The sequence below is a fragment of the Microbacterium sp. genome, from assembly GCF_046295495.1.
Lineage (GTDB): Bacteria > Actinomycetota > Actinomycetes > Actinomycetales > Microbacteriaceae > Microbacterium.
In genome coordinates this window covers 1-26,026 of record NZ_JBKBNC010000001.1, presented here as the reverse complement: position 1 = coordinate 26,026, position 26,026 = coordinate 1, and the positions used below count along the sequence as shown (strand labels likewise).

The 26,026-nt window shown below is 73.5% G+C and carries 23 protein-coding genes and 1 tRNA gene; 11 read left to right on the top strand and 13 right to left on the bottom strand.

From position 1 onward, the window contains the following. Nucleotides 1-14: 14 nt before the first annotated feature. From ACK4LS_RS00120 to ACK4LS_RS00105, 4 genes are read right to left on the bottom strand one after another with little or no spacing between them, the layout of a single operon-like run. The gene (locus tag ACK4LS_RS00120; protein WP_409711864.1) at nt 15-695 is read right to left on the bottom strand and encodes an ABC transporter ATP-binding protein; all 681 of its coding nucleotides are present in this window, start codon (nt 693-695) and stop codon (nt 15-17) included. Then, nucleotides 692-1,723, bottom strand: coding sequence for an ABC transporter ATP-binding protein (locus ACK4LS_RS00115; RefSeq protein WP_409711862.1), 1,032 nt, complete (start codon nt 1,721-1,723; stop codon nt 692-694). Before ACK4LS_RS00115 ends, ACK4LS_RS00120 begins: the two co-directional genes overlap by 4 nt. Then, on the bottom strand, nt 1,720-4,233 hold the full coding sequence (locus ACK4LS_RS00110; RefSeq protein WP_409711860.1) for a hypothetical protein: 2,514 nt from the start codon (nt 4,231-4,233) through the stop codon (nt 1,720-1,722). Before ACK4LS_RS00110 ends, ACK4LS_RS00115 begins: the two co-directional genes overlap by 4 nt. Next, nucleotides 4,230-7,163, bottom strand: a complete 2,934-nt coding sequence (locus tag ACK4LS_RS00105) for a hypothetical protein (protein WP_409711858.1) — start codon at nt 7,161-7,163, stop codon at nt 4,230-4,232. The genes ACK4LS_RS00110 and ACK4LS_RS00105 overlap by 4 nt, the downstream gene beginning before the upstream one ends. 384 nt (nt 7,164-7,547) lie before the next feature. Here ACK4LS_RS00105 and ACK4LS_RS00100 point away from each other — a divergent pair, with 384 nt between their 5' ends. Next, a complete protein-coding gene (locus tag ACK4LS_RS00100; protein WP_409711856.1) occupies nt 7,548-7,979 on the top strand; it encodes a MarR family winged helix-turn-helix transcriptional regulator in 432 nt (143 codons plus the stop codon). 33 nt (nt 7,980-8,012) lie between these two features. Here the strand turns inward: ACK4LS_RS00100 and ACK4LS_RS00095 are convergent, their stop codons facing one another. Next, nucleotides 8,013-9,509 carry an L-serine ammonia-lyase, iron-sulfur-dependent, subunit alpha gene (locus tag ACK4LS_RS00095; protein ID WP_409711854.1) on the bottom strand — a complete coding sequence of 499 codons (1,497 nt, stop codon included), beginning with the start codon at nt 9,507-9,509 and terminating at the stop codon, nt 8,013-8,015. 147 nt (nt 9,510-9,656) lie between these two features. On the opposite strand from ACK4LS_RS00095, the gene ACK4LS_RS00090 reads away from it, so the two are divergent. Then, a tRNA-Arg gene (locus tag ACK4LS_RS00090) sits at nt 9,657-9,729 on the top strand. A 236-nt stretch (nt 9,730-9,965) separates the two neighbouring features. Here ACK4LS_RS00090 and ACK4LS_RS00085 read toward each other — a convergent pair. Both ACK4LS_RS00085 and ACK4LS_RS00080 read right to left on the bottom strand, forming a co-directional pair. Further along, a complete protein-coding gene (locus ACK4LS_RS00085) occupies nt 9,966-10,607 on the bottom strand; it encodes an asparagine synthase (RefSeq protein WP_409711852.1) in 642 nt (213 codons plus the stop codon). A 43-nt stretch (nt 10,608-10,650) separates the two neighbouring features. After that, a complete protein-coding gene (locus ACK4LS_RS00080) occupies nt 10,651-11,079 on the bottom strand; it encodes a YdeI/OmpD-associated family protein (RefSeq protein ID WP_409711850.1) in 429 nt (142 codons plus the stop codon). 250 nt (nt 11,080-11,329) lie between these two features. On the opposite strand from ACK4LS_RS00080, the gene ACK4LS_RS00075 reads away from it, so the two are divergent. From ACK4LS_RS00075 to ACK4LS_RS00060, 4 genes are all read left to right on the top strand, one after another. Beyond that, nucleotides 11,330-11,740 carry a DUF4383 domain-containing protein gene (locus ACK4LS_RS00075; protein ID WP_409711848.1) on the top strand — a complete coding sequence of 137 codons (411 nt, stop codon included), beginning with the start codon at nt 11,330-11,332 and terminating at the stop codon, nt 11,738-11,740. A 2-nt stretch (nt 11,741-11,742) separates the two neighbouring features. Beyond that, nucleotides 11,743-12,273, top strand: coding sequence for a hypothetical protein (locus tag ACK4LS_RS00070; protein WP_409711846.1), 531 nt, complete (start codon nt 11,743-11,745; stop codon nt 12,271-12,273). 75 nt (nt 12,274-12,348) lie between these two features. After that, nucleotides 12,349-13,281, top strand: a complete 933-nt coding sequence (locus ACK4LS_RS00065; RefSeq protein WP_409711844.1) for an oxygenase MpaB family protein — start codon at nt 12,349-12,351, stop codon at nt 13,279-13,281. After that, a complete protein-coding gene (locus tag ACK4LS_RS00060; RefSeq protein ID WP_409711842.1) occupies nt 13,278-13,853 on the top strand; it encodes a DUF1992 domain-containing protein in 576 nt (191 codons plus the stop codon). The genes ACK4LS_RS00065 and ACK4LS_RS00060 overlap by 4 nt, the downstream gene beginning before the upstream one ends. Nucleotides 13,854-13,935: 82 nt before the next feature. On the opposite strand, the gene ACK4LS_RS00055 is transcribed toward ACK4LS_RS00060, so the two are convergent. Both ACK4LS_RS00055 and ACK4LS_RS00050 read right to left on the bottom strand, forming a co-directional pair. Further along, nucleotides 13,936-14,766 carry an aldolase/citrate lyase family protein gene (locus tag ACK4LS_RS00055; RefSeq protein WP_409711840.1) on the bottom strand — a complete coding sequence of 277 codons (831 nt, stop codon included), beginning with the start codon at nt 14,764-14,766 and terminating at the stop codon, nt 13,936-13,938. After that, nucleotides 14,763-16,232: a cation:dicarboxylate symporter family transporter gene (locus ACK4LS_RS00050; RefSeq protein ID WP_409711838.1), complete on the bottom strand. Its 1,470-nt coding sequence runs from the start codon at nt 16,230-16,232 to the stop codon at nt 14,763-14,765. Before ACK4LS_RS00050 ends, ACK4LS_RS00055 begins: the two co-directional genes overlap by 4 nt. Nucleotides 16,233-16,370: 138 nt before the next feature. Here ACK4LS_RS00050 and ACK4LS_RS00045 point away from each other — a divergent pair, with 138 nt between their 5' ends. Continuing rightward, nucleotides 16,371-17,975 (top strand): ATP-binding protein, encoded by a 1,605-nt coding sequence (locus ACK4LS_RS00045; RefSeq protein WP_409711836.1) that lies wholly within the window; start codon nt 16,371-16,373, stop codon nt 17,973-17,975. Further along, nucleotides 17,972-18,655 carry a response regulator gene (locus tag ACK4LS_RS00040; protein WP_409711834.1) on the top strand — a complete coding sequence of 228 codons (684 nt, stop codon included), beginning with the start codon at nt 17,972-17,974 and terminating at the stop codon, nt 18,653-18,655. The genes ACK4LS_RS00045 and ACK4LS_RS00040 overlap by 4 nt, the downstream gene beginning before the upstream one ends. A gap of 141 nt (nt 18,656-18,796) precedes the next feature. Here ACK4LS_RS00040 and ald read toward each other — a convergent pair whose 3' ends face one another. Further along, nucleotides 18,797-19,882 (bottom strand): alanine dehydrogenase, encoded by a 1,086-nt coding sequence (gene ald, locus ACK4LS_RS00035; RefSeq protein WP_409711832.1) that lies wholly within the window; start codon nt 19,880-19,882, stop codon nt 18,797-18,799. A gap of 153 nt (nt 19,883-20,035) precedes the next feature. On the opposite strand from ald, the gene ACK4LS_RS00030 reads away from it, so the two are divergent. Together ACK4LS_RS00030 and ACK4LS_RS00025 are read left to right on the top strand one after the other, a co-directional pair. Continuing rightward, complete coding sequence (locus tag ACK4LS_RS00030) at nt 20,036-20,509, top strand: Lrp/AsnC family transcriptional regulator (RefSeq protein ID WP_409711830.1); 474 nt, start codon at nt 20,036-20,038, stop codon at nt 20,507-20,509. A gap of 154 nt (nt 20,510-20,663) precedes the next feature. Continuing rightward, nucleotides 20,664-21,578, top strand: a complete 915-nt coding sequence (locus ACK4LS_RS00025) for a hypothetical protein (RefSeq protein WP_409711828.1) — start codon at nt 20,664-20,666, stop codon at nt 21,576-21,578. A 98-nt stretch (nt 21,579-21,676) separates the two neighbouring features. Here ACK4LS_RS00025 and mmuM read toward each other — a convergent pair whose 3' ends face one another. From mmuM to ACK4LS_RS00010, 3 genes are all read right to left on the bottom strand, one after another. Next, nucleotides 21,677-22,543, bottom strand: coding sequence for a homocysteine S-methyltransferase (gene mmuM / locus ACK4LS_RS00020; protein ID WP_409711826.1), 867 nt, complete (start codon nt 22,541-22,543; stop codon nt 21,677-21,679). After that, complete coding sequence (locus tag ACK4LS_RS00015) at nt 22,540-23,046, bottom strand: MarR family winged helix-turn-helix transcriptional regulator (protein WP_409711824.1); 507 nt, start codon at nt 23,044-23,046, stop codon at nt 22,540-22,542. Before ACK4LS_RS00015 ends, mmuM begins: the two co-directional genes overlap by 4 nt. A gap of 240 nt (nt 23,047-23,286) precedes the next feature. Continuing rightward, nucleotides 23,287-24,288 (bottom strand): LacI family DNA-binding transcriptional regulator, encoded by a 1,002-nt coding sequence (locus tag ACK4LS_RS00010; RefSeq protein WP_409711822.1) that lies wholly within the window; start codon nt 24,286-24,288, stop codon nt 23,287-23,289. A 221-nt stretch (nt 24,289-24,509) separates the two neighbouring features. Here ACK4LS_RS00010 and ACK4LS_RS00005 point away from each other — a divergent pair, with 221 nt between their 5' ends. Next, entirely contained in the window at nt 24,510-25,796 is a 1,287-nt protein-coding gene (locus ACK4LS_RS00005; protein WP_409711820.1) for an extracellular solute-binding protein, read from the top strand. Nucleotides 25,797-26,026 lie beyond the last annotated feature (230 nt).

Genomic DNA, 26,026 nt, shown 5'->3' with positions numbered 1-26,026 from the left:
CGGTCCGGGCGAGGTCAGCCGCGCAGCCGCCCGTCGTGGATCTCGACCACGCGATCGGCCCGCTCGGCGACCGTCGCATCGTGCGAGGCGACGAGGGCGGCCATGGCGTCACGACGCACGTGCTCGACGATCACCGAGATCACGGACGCCGCCGTGGCACTGTCCAGCTGCGCGGTCGGCTCGTCGGCCAGAAGCACGCGCGGACGGCGGACGAGTGCCCGCGCCACGGCGACGCGCTGCTGCTGCCCGCCCGACATCTCGTCGGGGCGTTGTGCGGCGTGATCGGCCAGGCCGACGGCATCCACCATCTCGCGTGTCCGCGCGCGACGCTCGCGAGCGCCCGTCCCGGCCACCCGAAGGGGGAGCTCGATGTTCTCGGCGGCGGTGAGGAACGGCACGAGCGCGAAGTCCTGGTCGACGTAGCCGATCACCTCGCGGCGCACGCGCGCGGCCTCGGCCTCCGCCGCGCCGGTGAGGGGAGTCCCGGCGATCCAGGCAGCTCCTTCGTCGGGCTCGTCGAGTCCGGCCGCGATCGTCAGCAGGGTCGTCTTGCCCGACCCCGACGGCCCGCGAAGCACCACGAACTCCCCCGCGGCGACCGTGAGCGAGGCACCGGTCAGCGCGAGCGTACGCGCGGCCCCCGCGCCGAAGACACGCGACAACCCCTCGAGTCGGATCACGGTGTCGGTGGTCATGAGCGGCGCTCCCGTCGGGTGAGGGGTCTCGCGGGCAGGGTGATCGGCTCGTCCACGACGGGCGCCGCGCCGGGGGTGCGTCCCGCGGCGTCGCGCGGGGCATCCGGGCCCGCTCCGCGATGCTCCGGGGCCGTCGCGTCGGACGCCGCGCGCATCCCGGCCCCCTCCGCCGTCCCGGCGGCCTGCACGCGCACGTGGTCGCTCTCGAGCTGCAGGCGCACGCGATCCCGCATGCCCAGCCGCTCGATGTGCTCGCGCGGAAGCTGCAGGCGACCGGCGCGATCGAGCACGGCGTACTCGCGCGCGTCGCCACCGCCGCCCACCGCGTCACGCCACACCTCGACCGAGGTGCGTCCGTCGCGGATGCCGACCGTGCGGCGCACGTGATCGGCGACGCCGGCGTCGTGCGTGACGATCAGCACCGTCACCCCCGACTCCTCGTTGACCGCGCGCATCGCCTCAAGCACCTGAGCGCTGCTGGCGTCGTCGAGCTCTCCGGTGGGCTCGTCGGCGAAGAGCACACGGCATCCATTCGCCAGCCCCAGCGCGATCGCCGCGCGCTGCCGTTCGCTCCCGGTCACCTGCCCCGGGCGTCGATCGGCCACCGCGGTCACCTCCAGCAGCGACAACACCTCGGCCGCGCGCGCGGCGCGACGGCTGCGGGGGACGCGGCCGACCGAGAGCGTGAGGTCGAGGTTCTCGGCAATGGTCAGCGTGGGCAAGAAGTTGCGGCCGGTCTGCTGCCAGACGAAGCCGGCGACCGTGCGCCGGTATTCGGCGCGCTGACGCGGGCTGAGGGCGAGCAGGTCGCGCCCGGCCACGCTCGCGCGCCCGGCGCTGGCGGTGTCGAGCGCCGACAGGATCGACAGCAGCGTCGACTTGCCCGACCCCGAAGCCCCGACGATGGCGGTCAGCTCTCCGCGCTCGACGCGCAGGTTCAAGCCCTGCAGCGCCTGCACCTCCACCCCCGCTCCGCGGAAGATGCGCACCAGGTCGACGCACTCGATCTCGACGGCGTCCTCGGTCATCCGTGCTCTCCCTCTCGTTCGCCGCGACGCGCGCGGCGGCCCGTTCCCCTCGCCGCCGAGGCGACGGTCGAGGTGATCGCGATGAGCGCCACGATCCCCAGCGCCACACCCGCCGTCGCCACCCACGCCGACGGCTCGACGGGGGCCGTGATGCCGAGGCGGTCGGCGAGGCCGCCCGCGCCCGCGACCACGACCACTCCGGCCCAGCCGACGCCCCACCCGACCCCCGCCGACACCGTCGCCAGCGGCACGACCTCTGCGGCGACCAGGCCGCGCACGCGACCCGCGCCGATCATCCGGAGGACGGCCCGCGTGCGCCGGCGCTCCCCGCCGGCGGCGACCTCGGTGACTGCGGCGATCGCGAGCGCGGCGAGCGCGGCGACGACGGCCGCCCCGGCCAACAGCAGGAGAAGCGTCGTCACGGTGGGGGCGGACTCGCGCCGCAGGGTCTCGGATGCCGTGTCGACGACATCCAGGGCGGGATGGGCGTCGCGAACGCGGGCGGCGACCACGCCGACGTCGGTCGCCGTGATCAGCACGCACGCGGTGTCGGCGGGGGCGGCGAGGGATGCGGCATCCCGGTCGTCGAGCAGCACCCAGGCCTCGGTGTCGGCGGGCAGCACCTCGTCGTCGACCGCCGTCACACCCGACACCTCGATCCCGCCCACCACCGCGGAGCCCGCGAGCAGACCGGCCGCAGACCGCGACACGATCGCCGAGACGGGCGACGACGGCGCGAGTACCGGCACGTCGGCCCGCACGCGATTCAGCTCCGCCGTCGGGGCGGACAGAACGGTCACGGCGCGCAGGCGCCCGTCGACGGTGACCGGGATGCCGCCCAGTCGACGCACCTCGGCGAGGGCCGTCACGCCGTCGGGCGCATCCCCCGCGAGCTCCGCGGTCGCGACCCCGTCGCCGCACGCGCGCACGTCGGCGCCCACGCTCCGGTACGCCGCGGCGGACAGTCCGTCGCCGGTGAGGTGCGCGAGACCGAGCGCGAGGGTGGCCGTGGCGACCGCGATGGTCACCCCCGTGATCTGCAACACGCGCCCCGATCCGCGCGCCAGGCGCGCGACGGCCAGGCCCGCGCCCACGCGCGACCCGCGAGCGAGCACGCGGGCCACCGGGGCGAGCCCCCACCCGAACGCGCGGGCGAACACGAGTCCCGCCGAGAAGCCGACCAGGGGGATCACGGCGCTGAGCAGGGGATCGGCGCCGGTGTCGGGCAGACCGCGCACCAGCAGCAGAGAGACGGCGACGGCGGCCGTCGCGAGCACCACGATCCCCGCGGCCGTGCGCACGACCGGGGGAATCCGCGATGCCACGACCGCCCGACGCCCGCCCGCCGCAGCGATCGCGGCCCCGCCGACCACCACGGCCGCGACCGTTCCGAACCCTGCGGAGGCGGCATCCGGGGTGGCGGCCACCGCGACACCCCATCCGATCGCGGCGCCCGCGAGCACCGCGACGGCGGCGACGCAGGCCGCGGAGAGCGCGAGTCGCGTCGTGGTCGCGCCGCGCGCCGAGGCCAGCACGCGTTCAGGCGCCCGACGACGCTCGGCGGCGATCACGGCGAGGGCGGCGACCAGGGCCGCCGCGGTGAGGGGGGCCGCTCCCAGCAGCGCGGCAAGGGCGACGAGGGCGTTCTGCTCCCCCACCAGACCCGCGAGGAGCGCGGGGAGCCGGGTCGACACGGTCACCGGGTAGCCGCTCGACAGCGTCGTGCCCTGCGCCGAGGTCTTGTTGGCGGCGCGCTCGAGAGCGGCGATGTCGCCCGCGCCCAGATCGACCGCTCGCACGGGCAGGGTGGCCACGACCTGTGCGCGTGCGAGCTGCGGGCCGAGGGTGGCGATCGAGCCCGGATCGACATACGCTCCGGCGGTCACGAGATCGAGACCGCCGGAGCCTCGCTCCGACTGCGCACGGTGGAAGACGTCTTGCGCGGACGGTCCGCCATCGTCGTCGGCGACGATGCCGCTCACGACGATGCGCCCGTCGGGCCCGTCGTACGCCGACCCCACCACCGCGCCGACGCGGGCGGCCACCGCCTGTTCGAACGCGACCTCCACGGGCTCGCCCGTGACCCACGGCCGGGGCGCCGTCCCCTCGATCACGGTCCGCGACGATGGGGATCCGGGTACCGCCCCGAGGCGCAGCCGCACCAGGGTTCCCCCGGATGTCACCGCCGTGAGATCGGGGAAGGTCACCACCCACGACGGCTCACCGAGCGCCGCGGCCAGCGGGGCGTCCACCGACCCCGGGTAGTTCTCGAGCGTCCGGGCGATGTCGTCGACCGTGTCGGCGCCGAGGGCGAAGCCGTCGAGGTCGGCGCTCAGCACGACGGTCGCGGCATCCTGCCCCGCGACCAGCGCCGCGGTGAGACGCTGATCCGCGACCGTCTCGAGCACCCGCGGAACGAGCACGGCGGATGCCACGAGCACCGCCGTCGCCGCCGCCACCAGGGCGAGCGCACCGACGTGCGGCACGATCGTCCGCCACCGCCGTCTCATCGCTCGCTCCCCCGCCGGGGCACGTCGTCGGCGATGGCGAACGCGATCGCGCCGGCGACGGCGACCAGCGCGAACGGGACGATCGCCGCGGTCGCCCCGATCGGATCCACCGTCACGACGACCCCGACCGCGCGCGACAGCGCTCCGGTGACCACGGCGGGGAGCAGCAGCACGCCCGTCACGGCCGCCGACGCGACGCCGACGATCACCCCGGCCGCCGCTCCCCCGGCCGCCTCCCGCACGCGGAGGCGACGACGGGCGGCGGCATCCCATCCGATCGCGCGCAACGACACCGCCTCGGATCGGCGCGCGCGACGGGCACCGAGCGCCACCGCGGCGAGCCCGGCGACCGCGAGCACGCCGGTCCCCACCGCCCCACTCCACAGCAGCGCTGACACGGTCGACAGCACGGCGCGCCCGTCGTCGCGCGCGGTGCCCGCCAGGCGCGCGCCGTCGGGGAGCACGGCGGCCACGGCCGCGGGGTCGGCGGTGGCCGGGAGCCACGCGGACGCCGCGCCCGGAAGCGACGAGAAGGCGCGCAGACGGTCCGCCGTCACCGCCGTCGCGTCGACGAGCACCGCCGAGGGCAGCGCCGCCCCGGGCACGGCCGGGACGATGGCGGAGATGCGCGCGCCGCGGGCGTCGGCTCCCGGCACGAGCGCGAGGGGAAGGGTGTCGCCCTCGTCGACGCCCGCCGCCTCGGCGAATGCGCGCGACACCACGGCGGAGGCGGCTCCCGCGACCGGCACGAAGCGCACGCGCGTGATGTCGCTGTTCACCGCGACCACCGGCGGGCCGGCGTCGGGCTGCATGTCGATCGCGTCGCCCGTGATGTCGACCGGCATGACCGCCGTCCCCAGATCGAGCGGATCGCCGTCGGCCGTCATCGCATCGATCGAGACGAGGGCGCCGAACGCGGCGGGTGTCTGCACCGCGAGCTCCACGGCGGCCACGCGCCACCGCCCCTCGGCACCGGTCGTCACCGGCGGGATCGTGAACGCCCCGTCGGCACCGGGGGCGACGGCGGTGATCCTCCCCCAGTCGTCGAGGAGCACGACGGATGCCGCGGCGGACTCGGCGTCCGTCGCCCCCACCTCGACGCGCAGCGTCGTCGCACCACGCGCCACCTCCGCGCCGGGGGCCTCCGCGCGCAGGGCGGCGACGAGGCGATCGAGGTCGGGTACCGCCGGATCGGCGAGTGCCGCGAGAGCCGCGGGAGCCGCCGTCACCAGCGACGCCGAGCGCGCGGCGATCGAGGTGTTCGCGCTCCACACCGGCGCCGCTCCTGCACCCGCCGAGACGGCGACCACGCGGTCGAGCACCGCCGGGGTGAGATCGTCGCCGTCGCCGGCGATGCGATGGGTCGCCCCCTCCTGCAGCGCGACGGCGGTGCGCGAGGCGGATTCCCAGGTCGTCTGGTACATCGCGGCGAACAGCAGCTGCCCGGCTGCGGCGCCCACGAGCACGACGGTGGCGCCGAGGGCCAGCGGGCGCCGCGTCGCCCCCACCGCCGACAGGAACCGTCCGGCGTCGCCGCGCGCACCCCATCGTTCGCGCAGCCGGCGGGTCGCCCACAGCGGCACCGCGGCACCGACCAGCACCAGAGCGAGCAACAGCGCGGCGGGGGCGAGCACCGCGAGCGGATCCGGGGCGGTGCCGCTCCGCCCCTGCCCGAGGGTCGAGCCGAGCGACAGCAGGCGGGCGGTGGTCGCCGCCGCGAGCAGGAGGAAGACGGATGCCGCGATGACGGCACCCCAGCGCCGGGCCGCGGGGGTGCCGCCTTCGACCCGCGTGAGCGCCCGCACGTCGTCGGCGGCCAGCAGCGCGACCAGGGCGACGGGAGCCGCGGCCCCCAGCACGAGCGCACCGCCGATCGCGGGGACGAGGGCGAGGGGCGGTGGCACGGCGAGCACCGCGACCCCGGCCCCGGCCACGGCGCCGACCACGCCGGGGATCAGGGCCCGTGCGGCCTCCCGGCCCACGATGCGGGCAGACGACTGCCCGCGCGCCCAGCGGATGCGACGCTCCGCTCCCCCCGCTCCGACGAGCAGCGCGGCGAACAGCGCGGTGACGCCGACGGAGGCGAGGACAGCGGCCAGGAGCGCCACCGGCTCGGCCGCCTCGAGCACCGCGGCGCGCGTCGTGGCGATCTGCGTCGTCGGCACCAGCGCGCCCGCGGTCTCGAGGGCGGAGGTGTCCTCCCCCGACGCCGCGAGAGCGTCGGGCAGCGCCCGCCACCCCGCCGCCATGCCCTGAAGGGTCGCGAGGTCGAGGGCCGCGGCATCCGGGTGCAGGGTCCAGTGCACCGAGCGGTCGAGGCCGTCGGCCTCGGCCACGGCATCCACGACCCCGGGCGCCACCGCGAGCGGCCCCTCTCCGCCGCCCTCGGCGAAGGCGGCCCGCACACCGAACCACCGGTCGGCCGCGGCACGTGACGACGACCACAGTCCGGTCACCTCCACGCGCGCCGCACCGAGGTCGAGGTCGTCGCCCACGGCGATCCCGAGCGCCTCGGCCGCCGTCGCCGGCAGCGCCGCCTCGTTCGCATCCGACGGCCGGCGCCCCTCGGCCATCGGCAGCGCCTCGAGGTCGTCGGCGCTGACGCCGGCGAGATACCCGCGGCCGTCGCCGAGGTCGAGCAGGCCGGCGATCTCGACGCGTTCGACCGTCACGCGCGCCGCCGCGGGCATGACCTCGACGATCGCCGCCCGCACCCGCTCGTCCTGACCACCCGGGTCGTCGGATGCCGGCAGCGCCAGGTCCAGCCCGGTGTCGGCACCCGATCCCGACGACACAATGCTGCGCGCGCCGGCGTCGGCGGCCGCCACCGTGAGCGCGGGGACGATCACGGTGAGGGCGGTGGTGACGGCCGCGACGAGGGCGACCATGCCCTCGAAGACGGCGCGCGACGAAGGAGGCAGAAGGCGCACGGCGTCCCTAAACGAGAAGGATGTGCCGACCCTACTCCGTGGCCGCGGCGGGCCGACCGCCCCCGCCACGACGCGCCGGTGGCGGGCCGGATGCCGCAGGGCGCGGCCGGGGAACCGCCCTCGTGAGAAATCACGAAAATATAACGACGAGGTCTTCCCCTCCGTTACCTCACCGTTATAGAGTGCTCGCACGGTAGTTGTTTTGCTGTGGCAGCTACCGACATGTGATTGCAGGACACTCTTGGTGCAGGGACAAGGGCCGGTCGGAAGCCTCTCCGACCGGCCCTTACTCTGTCGGCGGACGCCGCCCTCGCTCCGCCGACCCGCGGCGTGGCCGCGGACCCACGCCGCCTCGGCCGCACGCCGCTCCCCTACGCTGAGTGCATGACCGATCGACGCCTCGCCGTGCAAGCCTGGGAGAGCCTCTTCCGCGCGCAGCACGAGGTCTTCGAGGACATCCGGTCGGACTTCGTCAGCACCGAACTCAGCCAGGCCGAGTACGACGTGCTCCTCACCGTCACGCGCGCCCCGCGCATGACGGCACGACTGCGCGACGTGACCGGCAACATGCTGATCAGCCAGCCGAGCGTCTCGCGCCTCGTGGAGCGCATGGTCTCGCGCGGCCTCCTCACCAAGTGCGCCGACCCGGAGGACGGCCGCGGCTCCCTCGTCACGGCCACCGAGGAAGGGGCGGTCATCTTCCGTCGTCTCGCCGCCGCACACGGCCGGTCGATCGCGGAGCGCATGGCGCGACTGGACGACGCCGAACTGACGCAGTTGCACGCGCTGACCGCGAAGCTGCGCACCGGCCGCTGAAGCGCGGGACGACGGAACCGGCCGCTCGGCCGCTCAGCACTCGATGACGTTGACCGCGAGCCCGCCCTCGCTCGTCTCTTTGTACTTGGTCGACATGTCGATGCCCGTCTGACGCATCGTCTCGACCACCGCGTCGAGGGAGACGTAGTGGCTTCCGTCGCCGCGCAGCGCAAGGCGGGCGGCGGTCACGGCGGTCGACGCCGCGATCGCGTTGCGCTCGATGCACGGGATCTGCACCAGACCGCCGACCGGGTCGCACGTGAGTCCGAGGTGGTGTTCCATCGCGATCTCGGCGGCGTTCTCGATCTGGCGGTTCGTGCCGCCCATGACCGCGGTGAGTCCGCCCGCGGCCATCGCGCAGGCCGAACCGACCTCGGCCTGGCATCCTCCCTCCGCGCCCGAGATCGACGCGTTCGCCTTGAACAGGGAGCCGAGAGCGGCGGCCGTCAGCAGGAACCGACGGATGCCGCGTCGGCGGTTCGCCTCGGCGACGTCGTCGTCGTCCCAGTGCGACACCTCGGAGCGCGTGACCGCGTGCCCGTCGTAACCGAGCAGGGCGCTGCCCACCAGCTCGCCGTGCGGAGTGACGGCGTTGCCGACGCCGAGACCCGAGTCGGCGAGGAAACGCCACCAGTACATCGCGACGGCCGGCAGGATCCCCGCGGCCCCGTTGGTGGGGGCGGTGACGACGCGACCGCCCGCCGCATTCTCCTCGTTGACCGCGAGCGCGAAAGCCCCGAGCCACTCCCCCGGAAGCTCTCGACGCCCCTCGGCCTCGACGGCATCCAATTGTTCGCGGATGACGGCGGCCCGCCTCTTGACCCTCAGGATGCCGGGCAGCACTCCGTCGTTGTTCAGTCCGGCGTTCACGCAGGCCGCCATGGCGTCCCAGATGCGATCGAGCCCCGCGGCGATCTCGTCGTCGGAGCGCAGCGCCTCTTCGTTCAGGCGCGCGGCTTCGGCGATCGTGATGCCGCGCTCGTCGCACAGCCGCAGGAGCGTCGCCGCATCGTCGAAGGCGAGCGGCATGGGCGCCGACGCCACGCGCGCCGACTCCCCCTCGCGACGGATGAATCCTCCGCCGACCGAGTAGAACGTCTCCTCGGCGAGCACCTCCCCCGCCGCGTCACGCGCGACGAGCGTCATCGCGTTGGGGTGGCCGGGAAGGCGCGTGCGCGGCTCGAGCGCGATGTCGGCCTTGGCGAACGGGATCTCGTGCGTGCCCGCCAGGGCGAGCGCCCGGCCGTCGGGCCAGTCCGACCACGCCCGGCGCACGGCATCCGGGTCGACGGTCTCGGGCTCCAGGCCCTGCAGACCCGCGACGACGGCGTCGGGGGTGCCGTGGCCGATGCCGGTCGCACCGAGCGAGCCGTAAAGGGCGCACGAGACGGAGGCCACCCGCTCGAGGGCACCGGCGCCCTGGAGTCGGGCGGCGAAGGAGAAAGCGGCCCTCATGGGGCCGACGGTGTGGGAGCTCGAGGGTCCGATCCCGATGGAGAACAGCTCGAACGCGGAGGTGTATGCGCTCATTCCGCCAGCGTACGTCTCCCTCCGCGACACCTGCCGGCCATCGGGTCGCCACGCCCGGGATGCATTCTGTCCTGAGCCGATTAGACGTCTCCCACTGTCCCGGCTATGCTGGACCACGGCCTGCGCGCCGTTTCGCGCGGAGGCCCTGCGCCCGTAGCTCAATGGATAGAGCATCTGACTACGGATCAGAAGGTTAGGGGTTCGAGTCCCTTCGGGCGCACACTGTGTTGAGACAGTGACTGGCCCCGGCCGTGAGGAAACTCCGGCCGGGGCCTTTTTCTGTCTCCGACCCCACCTACGGACACCCATCGCGCGTGCCGATCAGGGTGAGACGTCTCACGGACGCGTGGGCATCTCGCGTGCGGCATTCCGACGGCGCGGAATCCGCCCGCGTGGAGTGCGGGCCGGGGATCCGCGTCGTGCGCCCGAAGCTCCCCGCCAGGGGGAGGTCGTCGATCAGCGCGCGGGGGACTTCTTCTTCTTGCCGCTCTTGCCGCCGCCGGTCGTCGCCTCGGGAGCGGATGCCGCGAGCTCCTCGTCGGCGGCCGCTCGGTCCTTCGCCTTGCGCTTGGCCTGGGAGGCGAGGCGGGCGAGGTCGACCATGCGCAGCGCGTCCATGCGCGCCCGACGCATCGTGGCGTAGTCGGGATCGGCGTCGGCGGTCATGCCCTCGACGTCGAGACGCTTGCTGAGGTTCGCCTCGACATCGCCCCACGCCGCGATTCGCGCGTCGGCGACGAGGGCCTTCACCCGCTCGGGGTCGTCGGCGAGGGCGCGCAACTCCTTCGCGACCCCGCGCGACTGCTTGGCGCGGCGTCGGAGGTTGCGCGTGTCGCGGTCGCGGTAGTCGTGCGTGCCGGAGGAATCGGAGAAACGCCCCCACGCCCGCTTGCGCTGGTGCGTCACGCGCTCGGCGGCCTGGTCCTGCTCGTCGGCGAGGGCGCTCAGCGTGGACCGGGCGAACTGCGCGAACACCTCGCCGTCGAAGTGACCGCCGCGCGCGATCGTGTCGACCAGGATGCGATTGCGCACGGCCAACCGCGCCGCCGCTGTCGCGATGGACAGCCCTTCGGCGATGGCCTCTTTCGTGCGCCCCACAAGACCTCCCGCTCCAGGCTATCGCCCGGGGCGCACGGCGTGGTCAGGCGAGCTTCGACACGATCGCCGCGATCCGGCGCGAGCGGGTCTCGACGGCCTTCGCGCTCTCGACGGCGGTGACGTGCGCCTTGCGGGCGCTGGGGGCCAGCGCGTCGAAGGCGCCGCGCACGTCGGCCTCGCCGAGGGCCGCCGCGAGGTCGTCGGGCACCTCGACCGTGCGCGGGGCGGTGTCCCGCGTCAGCTCCACGGTGAGGGGATCGCCGCCCGACAGCCCGGTGGCCGTGCGCTTGTCGGCGGAGAAGGGGATGAGCGAGCGACCGCCCATCACCCCGAGCGTGCTCGGGAAGACGTACCCGTTCACGTTCACCGTGACCGCAGCGCGCTTTCCTCCCCCCAGGGCTTCGACGACCTCGGCGGGTACCTCGATCCCGGTGTTGTTGCCCATCTGGAGGAGGGTCGTCTCGAAACGCATGAGCAGAGTGTGGCAGAACGCGACCTAGGCGAACAGTGCGCGAAATGCAATCCCCGACGGCGGCGCTGTGCGCCTGTTTATCGTCGGGGATGTTGCGGAGGGCCTCGGAGAGTACTCGGGGGCCTTCTGTCGTTTCCGGGTTCTACCGGATGGCGGGGGGAGGCGCAAAGGCCAATCCGATGGGCGCATTGTCTCCGAAGATGTGGAAAGGCGGCCGGACGGTCGCTGCCAACACTCTGGGAGGTTCATCGTGAGCTCATCACCCAACCGCATCGTGGCCACCGTCTTCGGTGCCGTCTACCTTCTCGTCGGTCTGCTCGGCTTCGCCGTCACCGGCGGCGTCGGATTCATCGCGAACGAGGGCGGCCTGCTCCTCGGCATCTTCGAGGTCAACCCGCTGCACAACATCGCCCACCTTCTGATCGGTGCGGCACTGCTGATCGCGGGTCTCGCGAACGCTCGCGCGGCCAAGGGCGTCAACACCACCGTCGGCGCGGTCTACCTGCTGCTCGGCATCGTCGGCTTCTTCCTGGTCGGCACGGCCGCGAACATCCTCGCGCTGAACACGGCCGACCACTTCCTGCACCTCGCCAGCGCCGTCGTGCTGCTGGGTGTCGGCCTCGGCACCGAGCGCAACGTCCCCCGCACCGCGGCGGTCTGAGCGTGAACGCCGCGACCTTCGTGCGGTCGTGGCCCTCCGTATCCGCGTGGGGGGCCGGCCTCATCATCGCCGCCCTCGGCGCGGGCGCGATCGTCCATGCCGATTCCGGGGTCGCCGCAAGCGGCCTCGGAATCGGGATGGTCGTCCTCGGCCTCGCCTCCCTCGCATGGGGGGCGGCGGCCCTGTCCACCGGGCGACTCGTCGTCCCTCGGGCGACCCTCGCGGGCGCTCTCGTGGCGCTCGTCGCGACCGCCGCCCTGATGTTCGTCGCCCCGGCGCACACCAGCATCATCGGTGTGGCCGCGGCATCCGTTCTGCTCGTCGTCGTCGGCGCCACGGTCGCGGTGCATCTGCGCCGCCGTCGCCGCGCCGGCTCGCCGGAGCGTACGGCCCAGCCCATCAGCGTCGTCGGCCTCCTGGTCGCCGCCGCGGTGATCGCCGTGCTGGTCACCCCCGCACTCGGCGCGACACAGGATGCCGTGCTGCTGCGCGACGACGGCACCGTCCCGGTCGTCACGCACGACGGGCACTGACCCCTCGACCCGGCGGTCCTCACGGCGCCGAAGCATCCCGGAGCCCGTGCCCGCGAACGGTGGCACGCTGGAGGGGTGACCGACGCGACCTCCTCCTCCGCGCCCGACTGGATCCAGTCGCTGCGCGGGAAGATCCTCGTCGCCCTCGCCGGTGATCCCACCGGCATGGCCCCGTACGTGCGCGCGATCGCCGACGGCGACGACACCGGCTATTTCGTCGAGAACGGTCCCGCGTGGACCGTCCACGCCGGGATGGGCACGCTGGTGGCCGGCATCCGGGCCCTCTTGCTGCAGGCCCTGCACCCCGGCGCTCTCGCGGGGGTGCACGACTGGTCGCGCTACCGCGAGGACCCCATCGGCCGCCTCACCGGAACCGTGCGCTGGGTGATCACGCTGACGTACGGATCGCGGACGCAGGCGGATGCCGAGACCGCGCGCGTGGGGCGGTTCCATCAGCGCGTGAAGGGCGAGTACCGCGCCGGGGACGGCGCGGAGCGGGCGTATTCCGCCGAGGCCGCCGACCTGGTGCGCTGGGTGCATCTGGCCTTCACCGATGCGTTCCTCGCCGGCCACGAGGTGTCGCGCCTGCCCATCCCGGGGGGTGCCGACGCCTACGTGGCCGACTGGGCCACGGCCGGACGCCTCATGCGGGTCGTCGACCCGCCCCTCACGCGCGACGCCCTGCGGGCGGAGATCGACGGCTTCCGCGAACGGGGCGAGCTGCGCGGCGACGAGCGCGTGGCCGATGTGGTGCGGTTCCTGCGCAAACCCCCGTTCCCGGGGGTCATGGGCCTGTCGTACCGCGTGCTGTTCGCCGCCGCCGTCGCCACGATCCCCCGCCCGTACCGCGCGATGCTCGGCGTGCGGCGCTGGCCCCTCCCCGTGCTGACGCTCACGCGCGTGATCCTGCGGATCACCGAGCGCGCCCTCGGTTCCGGCCCACGCGCCCAGGACATGGCGCGACAGCGACTGCAGCGCCTGGAGCGTGAGCCGAGGAGCAACGCGTGAGCGAAGATCCCCGGCAGTCGGCGGAGCGCTACCGCCTCGAACGGCAGCTGCGCGCGAGCGGCCTCGAACCCCCGCCCGCCGACGAGGGGCAGGCACGCGGATCCACGGCCGCCGAACGCGCGGCCTTCGTCGAGAACTCGCTACAGCAGGCCATCCGCCGCGGTGATTTCGACCGCCTCCCCGGGGCGGGCAAGCCCCTGCCCGATCTGGGCGGTGCGCACGACCCCGACTGGTGGATCCGCCGCAAGATCGAGACCGAGAAGCTCACCGGTCTCGGCCCTCCCGCCCTGACCCTGCGGGTCGAGCACGCCGAGATGGCCGAGCGCCTGGACGCCATCGCGCGGGAAGCCGACGTGCGCGAGGCCGTCGAGGACTTCAACCGGCGCGTGATCGAGGCGCGGAGGCAGCTGCTGGGCGGCCCACCCGTGGTCACCCCCACGGTCGACGTGGGGGCCGAGGTAGCGGCGTGGAACGAGCGGCGGCGGGCCCGCGAAGCCGCGGCCGCGATCGACGCCCCGGTCCCGCGACGGCGGTGGTTCCGTCGACGCGGCGACGGGTGGGGCGCGGTGTGAGGGGCGCTGAGCGCCCTCGGGTGGCGCCGTCCCCTCGACAGGCTCGCGGACCTAGGGCAGGACGGCCGGGCGGAACCGCGGATCAGAGGGACGCGAGGGCCTCGGCACGTGCGACCAGGGCTCGCGCGCGGGCGAGGGTCGGGGCGTAGGAGCCGTCGACCGGGCCGTCGGGCGTCGACGACAGCAGAGCGCGCGCCGACTCGACCTCGTCGGGCGCGGGCGTGAAGCCGGCGTGAGCGCCGGCGACGGCGGCATCCTGGAGCGCCAGCGTGCCGGTGAACCCCATCGCGACGGCGTGCACGGCGGCCTCCCGGGCCTGGTCGACGGGGCCGCAGGGGCCGTCGATGGGGCCGGCGATGCCGGCCGCCGCCGAGGCGACCACCAACTGCGCGCGCGGCCACGACAGCGCGAGCCGATCGGCGGCCATTCCGGTGTCGCGACGGAAGTCACCGGTTCCGAACGCCAGACGACGGGTGGCTGGGTGCGCGGCGATGGCCGGTGCGGCCAGCAACGCCGCGGCGGATTCGACCATCGCGACGATTGGGGTGCCGGCGGGAAGGGCCGCGGCGACGTGCGCGACGTCGGCGGGCCCGGCGCACATCGCCAGCACGACCCCGGCGAGGCTGCGGTCGAGCTCGCGGCCGAGGGCGAGATCAGCCTGACCGTCGCGCGTGCCGGCGGCGCTGATGCGCAGCCACACCGGCGCGTCGGCGGCGGCGCGGCGGGCGCGGTCGCGCCCCTCGGCCTTGCGCCCGGCGGGGAGGCCGTCTTCCAGGTCGAGCACGAGCACGTCGGCGGCGGTGTCGAGCCCACCCGCCAGCGGAGAGCGCAGCATCCAGGTGCGCGCGAGGTCCACGCGCGCGGGGGCGGGGGCGGCCGGAGCCGCCCCCGCCGGGGTGTGCGCGAGGCTCACGAGCGGCTCCGAGCCGACTCCTCCGCCTCCGCCTGGGCACGGAAGGCGTTGAGCGTCTGCGTGTCGACGGCGCCCACGGGCCCGGCGCCGGCGGCGACCGAGGCGTCCTGCTTGGCATCCGCCGCGGCGTTCACGGCCCGGCCGTGGGAGTCGTCGTGACCGTCGCCGGCCAGCATCGACTCGTCGAACGGGATCGTGCCGGCGAGCACCTCGCGCACGCGCTGACCGTCGTACTCCTTGGTCCAGACGCCGATCAGCATCGTGGCCACGGCGTTGCCCGTGAAGTTGGTCACGGCGCGGGCCTCCGACATGAAGCGGTCGATGCCGACGATCACGCCGACGCCGTCGACCAGGTCGGGGCGGTAGGCGGAGAGGCCACCGGCGAGGGTCGCCAGTCCCGCGCCCGTGACGCCCGCGGCGCCCTTGGAGGCGATGATCATGAAGATCATGAGGCCGATCTGCTCACCGATCGACATCGGCGAGCCCATGGCGGTCGCGATGAACAGCGAGGCCATTGTGAGGTAGATGGCGGTGCCGTCGAGGTTGAACGAGTATCCGGTCGGCACGGTGATGCCCACGACGGGCTTCGAGACGCCGAGGTGCTCCATCTTCGCGATGAGGCGGGGCAGTGCGGCCTCCGACGAGGAGGTGCCGACGATGAGCAGGTATTCGCGGCCGAGGTACTTCATCAGCGTGAAGATGTTCACGCGGGTCACGACGTAGAGCAGGGTGCCGAGCACCACGGCGATGAAGAGGAAGCACGTGAGGTAGAACGCGCCCATCAGGATGCCGAGGCTGATGACCGCCTGGAATCCGGTCTTGCCGACGACCGCGGCGATCGCTCCGAAGGCGCCGATCGGGGCGAGCCACAGGATCATGCCGAGGATGCGGAAGACGAGCACCTGGAAGTTGCGGATGCCCTCGACCATGCGTGCTCCGCGCTCGCCCATTCCCTGCAGCGCGAAGCCGACGAGGAGGGCGATGAAGAGCACCTGGAGGATGCTGCCGCCGGTGAACGCCGAGAAGAACGTCGTCGGGATGATGCCGAGGACGAAGTCCTGCGTGGTGGTCGCCTCGGCGGGCGCGTCGTACTGGGCGCCCGTGATGTTCAGGCCCTCGCCGGGGTGGATGACGTTGCCCACGACCAGACCGATGATGAGCGCGAACGACGACATCACGAGGAAGTAGACCATCGCGAGGCCGCCGATCTTGCCGACCGTGGAGGCCTTGGCGATCGAGCCGATGCCCACGACGATCGTGCAGAAGATCACGGGGGCGATCATCATCTTGATGAGGCTGACGAAGCCCTTGCCGACCGGCTCGAGCGCCGTGGCGAACGCCGGAGCGACGAGACCGACGATCACACCCGCCACGACGGCGACGATGACGGCGATGTAGAGCCAGTGGTTGCGGTCGATCTTCTTCCGGGGCCGACCGTCCCGGGTGGTGCGGAGTGAGAGAGCCATCAGCGCCTTTCCCCTCTTCCTAACGTCATTGTTTTTCCCGGCGGGGCCGCCGGTGGATGTCATGACTGTGGTCGAGGGCCGACGCGATCGCGATTTGTGGTCGTATTGTTCACGACGAGCGCGACGAAGGGCGATGGCATGAGATTGAGTGTGGGTGGGCGCCTGGCGCTGGTCTCGCTCGGTGTCGTGGTGCTCATCGCCGGCGTGCTGGCCGCCCTGCTGTCTGTGCAGCTCAGCGACTCGGGGCAGCGCGAGGCCGAGAAGGTCACGCTGTCGGTGGCAGAGACCCTCGCCCACGAGCCCGACGTGGCCACCCTCACGGCCGCTCGTGACTCCGACGTGCTGCAGCCCATGATCGAGAACATCCTCGACGAGGCATCGCTGTCGTTCGTGACGGTCATGACGCCCGACGGCATCCGTCTGACGCACCGGAACCGCTCGGCTCTCGGCGAGCCCTACCTGGGTTCCCGCGAGGAGGCACTCGCGGGCCGCACGTACACCGAGGTCTACGAGGGCACCCTCGGGCCGTCCGTGCGCACGATCGCCCCCATCCGCGCGGGCGGCGGCGAAGACGGGGAGATCGTCGGCCTCGTCTCGGTCGGCGTCACGCTCGGCGCCGTGCAGCAGGACCTCGCCGCTCGCGTGCCGCTGATCGTCGCGGCATCCGCCGCCATCGTCGGCTTCGGCGTGTTGGGGGCGCTGTACGTGCGCCGCAGCGCCCGCCGCGTGACGGGCTCGTACACGCCGGAGCAACTGTCGCGCCTGGTCGAGAGCTACGAGACGGTGCTGCACTCCCTGCGCGAGGGGCTCGTCGTGACCGACCGCGACGGCCGGATCGTGCTCTACAACGACGAGGCCGCCGACCTGCTGGGCCTGCCTCCGGCGACGACGGGACAGGTGTCGCTGGATCCGAGCGAGATCGACATGGACGCCGCTCTCGCCGAGGCCATCTCGACGGGGCGCCGCATGGTCGAGGAGACCGTGGTCAACGGCGACCGCGCGCTGCTGATCAATCAGGAGGAGGCGCGGGATCTCACCGGTCGTCGTGCGCCGGAGCGCGGACGGGTGATGACCCTGCGCGACCGCTCCGAGCTGCAGGCGCTGCTCGGCGAGCTCGAGGGCGTCCGCACGCTGAGCGAGACCCTTCGCTCGCAGACGCACGAGCACGGCAACCGCCTGCACGCGCTGCTGGCGCTGCTCGAGCTCGGGCGCGTCGACGATGCGCGGCGGTTGATCGTGGCATCCACGGGGGGACGCCAGCACCTCGCCGACCGCCTCGTCTCGCACGACGAAGGCGAGATCGTCGTGGCGCTGCTGCTCGGCAAGCTCGATGAAGCGGCCGAGCGGGGCGTACGCCTCGACCTCGACATCGCCGAGCCGACGCCCGCGCTGCCGCTCGCCCCGGAGGAGGCGGTGACGATCGTGGGCAATCTCGTCGACAACGCCCTGGATGCCGCCGCCGCGGGCGCCGAACCGCGCTGGGTGCGCGCGACGCTGCGCGCGAACGCCGACGACGTCGTGATCGAGGTGGCCGACAGCGGGGCCGGCTTCGACCCCGCCCTCGTCGATCCCTTCGCCTTCGGATCATCGACCAAGCGCGCGCAGGGCCCGGGCGGCCGCGGGGTCGGTCTCGCGCTCGTCCGCGACATCGTCGCCGCGCGCGGGGGCTCGCTGCAGCTCGGGGCGGACCCGACCGCGGTGCGGGTGTTCCTCCCGGTCGACGCCGAGGCGTTGACCTCGTGATCCGCGTGCTCGTCGTCGACGACGACGCCCTGGCGTTGGAGCTGCACACCGCCTACGTCGGCCGCATCCCGGGGTTCGAGGTCGTCGGGCAGGCCGCCGGCGCGCGCGCTGCCCTCACCGCCCTGAGCGATCCCGCGCGCCGCTTCGACCTGGTGCTGCTGGACATGACCATGCCCGACGGCGCGGGCCTGGACGTCGCCCGCCGGGTGCGCGCGATGGGGTCGCGCGTCGACATCATCGCGGTCACGGCGGTGCGGGATGCCGCGACGGTGCGCGCCGCGGTGTCGATCGGCGTCGTGCAGTACCTCATCAAGCCCTTCGCCTTCGCGGCGTTCCGCGAACGCCTCGAGGCCTATCGCGCGTACGTGGAGGGGCTCGACCGCGCCGCCGGAGAGGCGACGCAGTCGGAGGTGGACGCGCTTCTCGGGTCGCTGCGCACCGTCGCGGCGCCGAGCATGCCGAAGGGCCTCAGCGACGAGACGCTGCAGGCCGTGGCCGAGCGCGTGCGCACGGCATCCGGGGCCGTCTCCTCGACCGAGGTGGGCGAGCGCGAGGGCATGTCGCGAGTCACCGCCCGTCGCTACCTCGAACACCTCGCCGACGTCGGGCGCGTGCGCCGCGAACCGCGCTACGGCGGCCAGGGCCGCCCCGAGATTACCTACGCCTGGGTGCGGGGCTGAGCCGCTGCGCCCGCCTGACCGGTGCGTCGGCCGGGAGTCGCGTGCGCGTTCGGAACAGCCGGACGACGTTCATGCTCCTCCGGGTGTTCTGGACGTGCACTCGGGGTGACGCGAAGAGAGTGACGCGTTCCGCCCGCGCGCTCAGAGATCGAACGCGGCGCGCACGCCCTCGTTCACCACGACGCCGGCGCGCACGTTCAGGCCCTTCGCGAGGGCCGGATCGGCGGATGCCGCGGCCTCCCAACCGGCGTCGGCGATGCGCGTGATGTACGGCAGGGTGGCGTTCGACAGGGCGCGCGTGGAGGTGTGCGGAACCGCGCCGGGCATGTTGGCGACGCAGTAGTACAGCGTCTCGTGCACGCGGAACGTGGGAGCGTCGTGGGTGGTGGGCCGCGAGCCCTCGAAGCATCCGCCCTGGTCGATCGCGATGTCCACGAGCACGGCGCCGGGCTTCATCGTCGCGACCATGTCGTCGGTCACGAGTTTCGGAGCGGCCGCGCCGGGGATGAGCACCGAGCCGATGACGAGGTCGGCGTCGGCGAGCTGTTCCGCGATCTCGAGGCGCGTCGAAGCCCGCGTCTCGATCGCGCCGCCGAATCGCTCCTCGAGCTGACGCAGCTTCGGCAGGGAGATGTCGATGACCGTGACCCTCGCGCCGAGGCCGAGGGCGTTGGCTGCGGCGTGCTCGCCCGCGACCCCGCCGCCGATCACCACGACCTTCGCCCGAGGAGTGCCCGGGACGCCGCCGGGCAGAAGGCCTCGGCCGCCCGAGGCGCGCAGCAGGTGGTGGGCGCCCTCGATGATCGACAGGCGCCCGGCGACCTCGCTCATCGGCGCGAGGAGCGGGAGCGCGCGATCGGCGGTCTGCACGGTCTCGTACGCGACCGCGGTGGTCCCTGCGGCCATCAGGGCATCGGTCAGCGGCCGGTCGGCGGCGAGATGCAGGTAGGTGAACAGGGTGAGGTCGCGGCGGAGGAAGCCGTACTCGGGCGCGATGGGCTCCTTGACCTTGACCAGCAGCTCGGCGCGCGCCCACGTCTCGTCGGCGGTCGCGACGATCTCGGCGCCGGCGGCGCGGTACTGCTCGTCGGCGAAGCCGCTGCCCTCCCCCGCCCCGGCCTGCACGAGGACGTCGTGGCCGCGATGCACGAGGGCATCGACCCCCGCGGGCGTCATCGCGACGCGGTTCTCGTTGTTCTTGATCTCGGTCGGCACGGAGACGCGCATGGTTCCTCCTCGAGCGGGCAGCGTTGCGGGAAGAATCGCAGAATGGGGCGTTTCCGTGGTGTTTCCCCGAAGATGCTTCGGCGACAACCGGAGGTATGCCGATATCCTCGGATGCCGAGAGCCATCTCGCGCCCCTCCGACGAAGGATCTGCGATGCCCGACGACGATGTGCACCCCCTCGACGCGCGGATCATCGACCTGCTCGCCGTCGACGCCCGCATGACGAACGCGGCGATGGCCGAGGCCCTCGGCGTCGCGCCGTCCACCGCGCACGCGCGGCTGCGCGCCCTCGTCGAGCGCGGCCTCATCACGGGTTTCCACGCCGCCGTGGATCAGAGCCGGCTCGGCCGTGGCCTGCAGGCGATCGTGGGCGTCACGCTGCGCCCGGGGCAACGCCAGGAGAGCATCCGCGCCTTCGCGCACGAGGTGCGCCGGCATCCCGACGTCATCCAGTTGTTCTTCCTCGGCGGCGCCGATGACTTCCTCGTGCACATCGCCGTCGACGACTCCTCGGCGGTGCGGCGTTTCGTCGTCGATCATCTCTCGGCCCGACACAGCGTGGCATCCACGCGCACCAGCATCATCTTCGAGTACCACCGCAACGCGTTGGCGGCGGATTTCGACTGAGGCGCCCCCGCGGGGTTCCCGCGCAGAACGGCGACCGGCCGCGGATCCACGCCCCTCGCCTCCCTCGTCACACGCCCGCTCCCCCGCCGTCAAGCGCGACCGTCCGGGTGCGCTCCGCGACGGCCAGCCCGCATGATGGCACTCGGGGGGAATCATGATGCTGACGTTCGGGCTCATCGCCATGTGCGTCGGGCTGGCGGCCGGCCTTTTCGGCGTCATCCTGCCGAGGATCGGCGAACCGACGAGGACCGCCGCCTTCCTGCGCATGGCGGCGTTGACCGGGGTGCTGTCGGTGGGCGCGGGGGCGATGTACGTCGTGCGGATCAACGGCGGGGGTCCGGCCAGCCTGATCGTCTCGGACACGTCGGCCGTCCTGGCGTGCGCCCTGCTCTGCGTGGCCGTCCGGCCGCCGACGGCGCGACGGGTCGACCCGACGGTGATCCTGGCGATCGTCGCGGGCTCGACCACCGCGATCAGTTCCGCGGTGCTCCCCGCCGCCGCGTCGATGATGGTGAGGGCCGGGCTGCTGGCCGCGACATGCGCGACGTGCGCCGTGCTCGCCGCGCGTGATCGCACGATCCCCCGTCGGTCGATGAGGGTCCTCTCCGTGACGATGAGCGGGTACGCGCTCTTCTGCCTCGTCTATCTGATCGCTCTCACCGGTGTCGCGGGCGGGGTGGCCGCCGAGGGCGAGCCGTTCGGACCGTCGGTGGCGGTGGGGGTGTCCGTCGTGGCGATGCTGTCGGTCGGCGTTTCGGTGGCCCTGGCGGGGGCCCCGGCGATACGCATCCGCTCCACTCCCTCTCCGCGGCGCACCCGGGTGGCCATCGGCGATTGGGATCTCGCGGCCGCGGCCTACGGCACCGATCGCGTACGCGCCCTGCTGGTCGAGCTGCGGCGCGCGGCGCGGGACCTCGACCCGCACGTCGTGGAGGCGACGCACGGCGTCGAGACCTCCCTGCCGCGCGCCGGAGCGACCCTCCGCGCTCGCATGCGCGACGCCCACGGCTGGACGCCCGAGGAGCTGCAGCTGCTCACCGACGTGCGGCACCCGCGGGCGGACGCCTGACCCCCGCTCGATCGCACAGCGTGTCTCCTCACCGCGTGACCCACACGCCACCGCGCGGCGCGGGCTCGCGGAAGCAGAACGCGGGCCGTCGGCGCGCCTCAGCGCGCCGGGGCGGCGACCGCCGCCGCGATCGCGGCGATGTCGGCGGGCGTCGTGCGGCAGCAGCCACCCACCAGACGCGCGCCCGCGGCCACCCAGGCGGGGGCTGCCCCGGCCAGCGGCTCGGCTCCCCCACGCCACGCGCGGGACTCGGCATCCCACCGCTCCCCCGAGTTAGGGTAGGCGACGAGCGGGATGCCGGGGGTCCGGGCCAGGGCGCCGGGCACGCTGTCGGGCGCGCAGCAGTTGACGCCCACCGCGACCACCGACGCGACGGATGCCGCGGTGTCCAGCGCCGCGGCGAGCGACCCGGGTTCGCCGTACCCGGTGCTGTCCGCGGAGAGGCTGACGAAGGCGGGGATGTCGAGGGCGGCGAGCTCGCGGGCGAGCGCCTCGACCTCGAGGGGCGAGGGGATGGTCTCCACGGCGAGCAGATCGGCCCCCGCGTCGGCGAGCACACCGAGACGCCGGCGGTGGGCGATGCGCAGCTCGTCGACGGTGAGCCCGTACGCGCCGGTGTACTCGCTGCCGTCGGCGCGGAGCGCGCCCACCGGACCCACGGATGCCGCGACCACGGCGTCGCCCGCCTCGCGGGCGAGCGTCACCGAGCGGCGCAGGAGCGTCTCGACGTCGGCATCCGGGATGGCCCCTCCGAAACCGAGCTGGTACGAGGCGGTGATCACGACCTCGGCGCCCGCCTCGACGAACGCGGCGTGGGCCGCGCGCACCTCGGCGGGCTCGTCGCGCAGCACCCGCGCCGACCACAGCTCGGAGGTGACGTCGTTGCCCCGGGCCGCCAGCAGGGTCCCGAGACCGCCGTCGAGGACGACGGGCCGGCGCGCCAGCGTATCGAGGAGGTCGATCACGCCTCGTGCGTCTCGCCCGCGGCGAGCACGCGCAGCGCGCTGGCCAGCAGGGCCTGGTCGGCGCGGCTGACGTCGCGCAGCGCCTCGGCCTCGAGCCGCACGAGTTCGGTCATCGCGGCATCCACGCGTTCGATGCCCTCGGCCGTGATCGCGACGAGGATCGCCCGCCCGTCGGACGGGTTCGGCCGGCGGTGCACGAGGCCCCGGTCGGCGAGCTTGTCGAGGCGGTTGGTCATCGCCGCGCTGCCGATCATGGTGGCCGTGATCAGCCGCGTCGCGCTGAGTTCGGTGCCCGCTCGGCGGAGCACGGCCAGCACGTCGAACTCCCACACGGCGATGTCGGCGCTGGCGAAGGCCTTGGCGCGCAGCTTCGACAGGTGGAAGGCCGCGCGGCGCAGGCGCGACATCACGTCGAGGGGCGTCAGGTCGACCTCGGGCAGCAACTGCGACCACGCGTCGATGAGGAGGTCGACCTCGTCGTCTTTGCTGCTGGCGGTAGGCATTCTTCGACGGTACCGGAGCCGCGGGGCCGCACGGCGCGCGACGGGCGGTGCGGGCCCTTTCCCTCTCCCGCGCGACGCACCGCGCCCCGCTCGAGCGCACCGGACGCCGGCCGTGTGCCGGGCTCCGGAGAAAACCGCCGGGCCGGGCGTCAGCGCGGCGGCAGGTACTCGATACGGCGGGAAGACTCCGGAGTCCGGCACGCCGCGGGCCGCACCGGATGCGGGCGGCGCCGCCGCGACTCAGCGCGCGGGCGGCGGGGCCGTCGTGCCGCGCGCCACCAGCCGCGTGGGCAGCTGCACGTGCGTCTCGGGCAGGTCGTCGCCGGCGAGCAGGGCCAGCACGATGCGCACGGCCTCGACCCCGAGGCGCTTCATCGGCTGACGCACGGTGGTCAGGGCGGGCTGGGCGCGCGCGGCCTCGGGCACGTCGTCGAAGCCGACGACCGAGAGATCCTCGGGCACGCGCAGTCCGCGCTCGGTGGCGACCTCCACGATCGACAGCGCCGACAGGTCGTTGGCGGCGAACACCGCGGTCGGCGGGTCGGCCAGCGAAAGCATGGCGTGAGCGGCTTCGCGCGCGACGTCCTGCTCGTAGCGGCCGACGCCGACGAGGGCCGGATCGAACGGGATGCCGGCGGCCGACAGTCCCGCGCGGTACCCCGACGCGCGTGCCACCGCCGAGCGCAGGTCGGGGCGGCCGGCGATGAACCCGATGCGGCGGTGCCCGAGTTGCACGAGGTAGTGCACCGCCTGCTGCGCGCCGGTGAAGCTGTCGGATTCGACCGTGGGGACGTCTCCCCGCCCCGTGTGCGGGTCGATCGCCACGATCGGGACGTCGCTGGAGACGTTGACCACCGTCGGGGTCACGATGATCGCCGCGTCGATGAGCGTGCCGCTGAGCCGGCTGAGCGAACGTCGTTCCCAGCCGTCGCCGTCCCGGCGGGCGCCCGTGTAGGCGAGCAGGTCGTATCCGGTGTCGCTGAGAGCGCCACCGACGCCCTTGAGGATCTCGGCCGAGAACGGCTCGATGTCGGCCACGAGAACGCCGATCACCCCGGTACGACGCGAGCGCATGCTGCTCGCGACGAGGCTGGACTCGTAGCCGAGGGTCTTCACGGCGTCGAGCACGCGCCCCACCGTCTCGGGCGACACGCCGTAGCGACCATTGACGGCTTTCGACACCGTGGCCACCGAGACACCGGCCGCCGCGGCGACGTCGTGGATGGTGGCGCGCCTCGTCATGGCATCCGACCCTAGCGTGGAAATCATTTTCGAAAACGTTTGACGACCCCGCGGGATCCGGGCGACACTGCTCACACCTCGGCGGGCAGCAGACCCCGGGGCGAGTGAAAGAACGGCCGTGACGCACGACCGTGAACGCACGGCAGTGAACCGACGGCAGAGCGGCCGGACAACCGACGCGTCCGCGACGACGCACCTCGACGAAGAGAAACGGGAATCACATGAACACGCGCAAGATCATCGCCGGAGCGGCCCTCGCCGTCGCCGGCACCCTCGCGCTCGGCGGCTGCGCCGCGGGCGGCGGCGGCGGGCAGAACGCCGACGGCAGCGTCACCCTGACGCTCTGGCACAACTCCACCACGGGCGACGGCAAGAAGTACTGGGAGGACACCGCCGCGGCGTTCACGGCGGCCAACCCCGACGTCACGATCGAGATCCAGGCCGTGCAGAACGAGGAGATGGACGGCAAGCTGCAGACCGCCCTCAACTCCGGCGACGCCCCCGACCTGTTCATGGCGCGCGGCGGCGGCAAGCTCGCCGACATCGTCACGGCCGGGCAGGCCATGGACCTCACCGACAAGATCTCCGCGGACGTCAAGACCGCCCTCGGCACCTCGCTCGACGCCTTCGAGGTCGACGGCAAGAACTACGGCATGCCGGTCGCCGTGCTCCCCTCGGGCATCTTCACCTCGCAGGACCTCCTCACCGCCGCCGGCGTGACGACACCGCCCGCCACGATCGACGAGCTGGAAGCGGCCAACGCCAAGATCCGCGCGACCGGGGTCGCCCCGATCGCCGTGGGCGCCAAAGATGCGTGGCCCGCCGCGCACTGGTACTACAACTTCGCCCTCCGCGCGTGCACGAAGGACACCCTCGACGCCGCCGCCGAGAGCCGCAGCTTCGACGACCCGTGCTGGATCGAGGCGGGCGAGAACCTGCAGTCGTTCCTCGCGACCGAGCCGTTCAACGAGGGCTTCCTCACCACCGCCGCCCAGCAGGGCGCCGGCTCGTCGGCGGGTCTGCTCGCCAACCACCAGGCCGCGATGGAGCTCATGGGTGCGTGGAACCCGGGCGTGATCGCCTCGCTGACCCCCGACGAGCAGCCCCTGGCCGACCTCGGCTGGTTCCCCTTCCCCGAGGTCCCCGGCGGTGACGGTGAGCCCGGCGCCATCATGGGCGGCGTCGACGGCTACTCGTGCTGGGTCGACGCTCCCGCGCAGTGCACCGACGTCCTCAACTTCCTCGTGAACCAGGAGAACCAGGAAGCGTACGCCGAGGCGTTCCAGACCATCCCCGCCTCGAGCGAGGCGACGGCGGCGGTCACCACCCCCGCGCTGCAGTCGGCGCTCGAGGCCTACACCGAGGCGCCTTACGTCTCGGTCTGGCTCGACACCCTGTACGGCCAGAACGTCGGCAACGCGCTGAACGTGGCCGTCGTGGACATGTTCGCCGGCAAGGGCAGCCCGCAGGGCATCGTCGACGCGGTCAACGCCGCCGCCTCCCGCTGAGGACACCGGTCATGACCACCCAACTCACCGCTTCGGCGGTCGACGCGGGGTCTCGCCGCCCCGCCGGGGCGGGGGCGCACCCCCCCCTCCCCCGCTCGTGCAGCTCCCCCGGCACCCCGTCCCGCCGGGCGCCCCCCCCCGCACCCCCGGGGGGGGGGAAGCCAGACTTGACCGATATGCGGCCTTGGGGTAAAGAGGGGGCATGACCCTACGCGAGGCCTTGTCCCAAG

Excerpts from the sequence above, each read along its gene's own strand:
- ACK4LS_RS00120 (WP_409711864.1), bottom strand. The coding sequence starts at position 695 with ATGACCACCGACACCGTGATCCGACTCGAGGGGTTGTCGCGTGTCTTC.
- ACK4LS_RS00115 (WP_409711862.1), bottom strand. The coding sequence starts at position 1,723 with ATGACCGAGGACGCCGTCGAGATCGAGTGCGTCGACCTGGTGCGCATC.
- ACK4LS_RS00110 (WP_409711860.1), bottom strand. The coding sequence starts at position 4,233 with ATGAGACGGCGGTGGCGGACGATCGTGCCGCACGTCGGTGCGCTCGCC.
- ACK4LS_RS00100 (WP_409711856.1), top strand. The coding sequence starts at position 7,548 with ATGACCGATCGACGCCTCGCCGTGCAAGCCTGGGAGAGCCTCTTCCGC.
- ACK4LS_RS00095 (WP_409711854.1), bottom strand. The coding sequence starts at position 9,509 with ATGAGCGCATACACCTCCGCGTTCGAGCTGTTCTCCATCGGGATCGGA.
- ACK4LS_RS00080 (WP_409711850.1), bottom strand. The coding sequence starts at position 11,079 with ATGCGTTTCGAGACGACCCTCCTCCAGATGGGCAACAACACCGGGATC.
- ACK4LS_RS00050 (WP_409711838.1), bottom strand. The coding sequence starts at position 16,232 with ATGGCTCTCTCACTCCGCACCACCCGGGACGGTCGGCCCCGGAAGAAG.
- ACK4LS_RS00045 (WP_409711836.1), top strand. The coding sequence starts at position 16,371 with ATGAGATTGAGTGTGGGTGGGCGCCTGGCGCTGGTCTCGCTCGGTGTC.
- ald (WP_409711832.1), bottom strand. The coding sequence starts at position 19,882 with ATGCGCGTCTCCGTGCCGACCGAGATCAAGAACAACGAGAACCGCGTC.
- ACK4LS_RS00030 (WP_409711830.1), top strand. The coding sequence starts at position 20,036 with ATGCCCGACGACGATGTGCACCCCCTCGACGCGCGGATCATCGACCTG.
- ACK4LS_RS00025 (WP_409711828.1), top strand. The coding sequence starts at position 20,664 with ATGATGCTGACGTTCGGGCTCATCGCCATGTGCGTCGGGCTGGCGGCC.
- ACK4LS_RS00015 (WP_409711824.1), bottom strand. The coding sequence starts at position 23,046 with ATGCCTACCGCCAGCAGCAAAGACGACGAGGTCGACCTCCTCATCGAC.
- ACK4LS_RS00010 (WP_409711822.1), bottom strand. The coding sequence starts at position 24,288 with ATGACGAGGCGCGCCACCATCCACGACGTCGCCGCGGCGGCCGGTGTC.
- ACK4LS_RS00005 (WP_409711820.1), top strand. The coding sequence starts at position 24,510 with ATGAACACGCGCAAGATCATCGCCGGAGCGGCCCTCGCCGTCGCCGGC.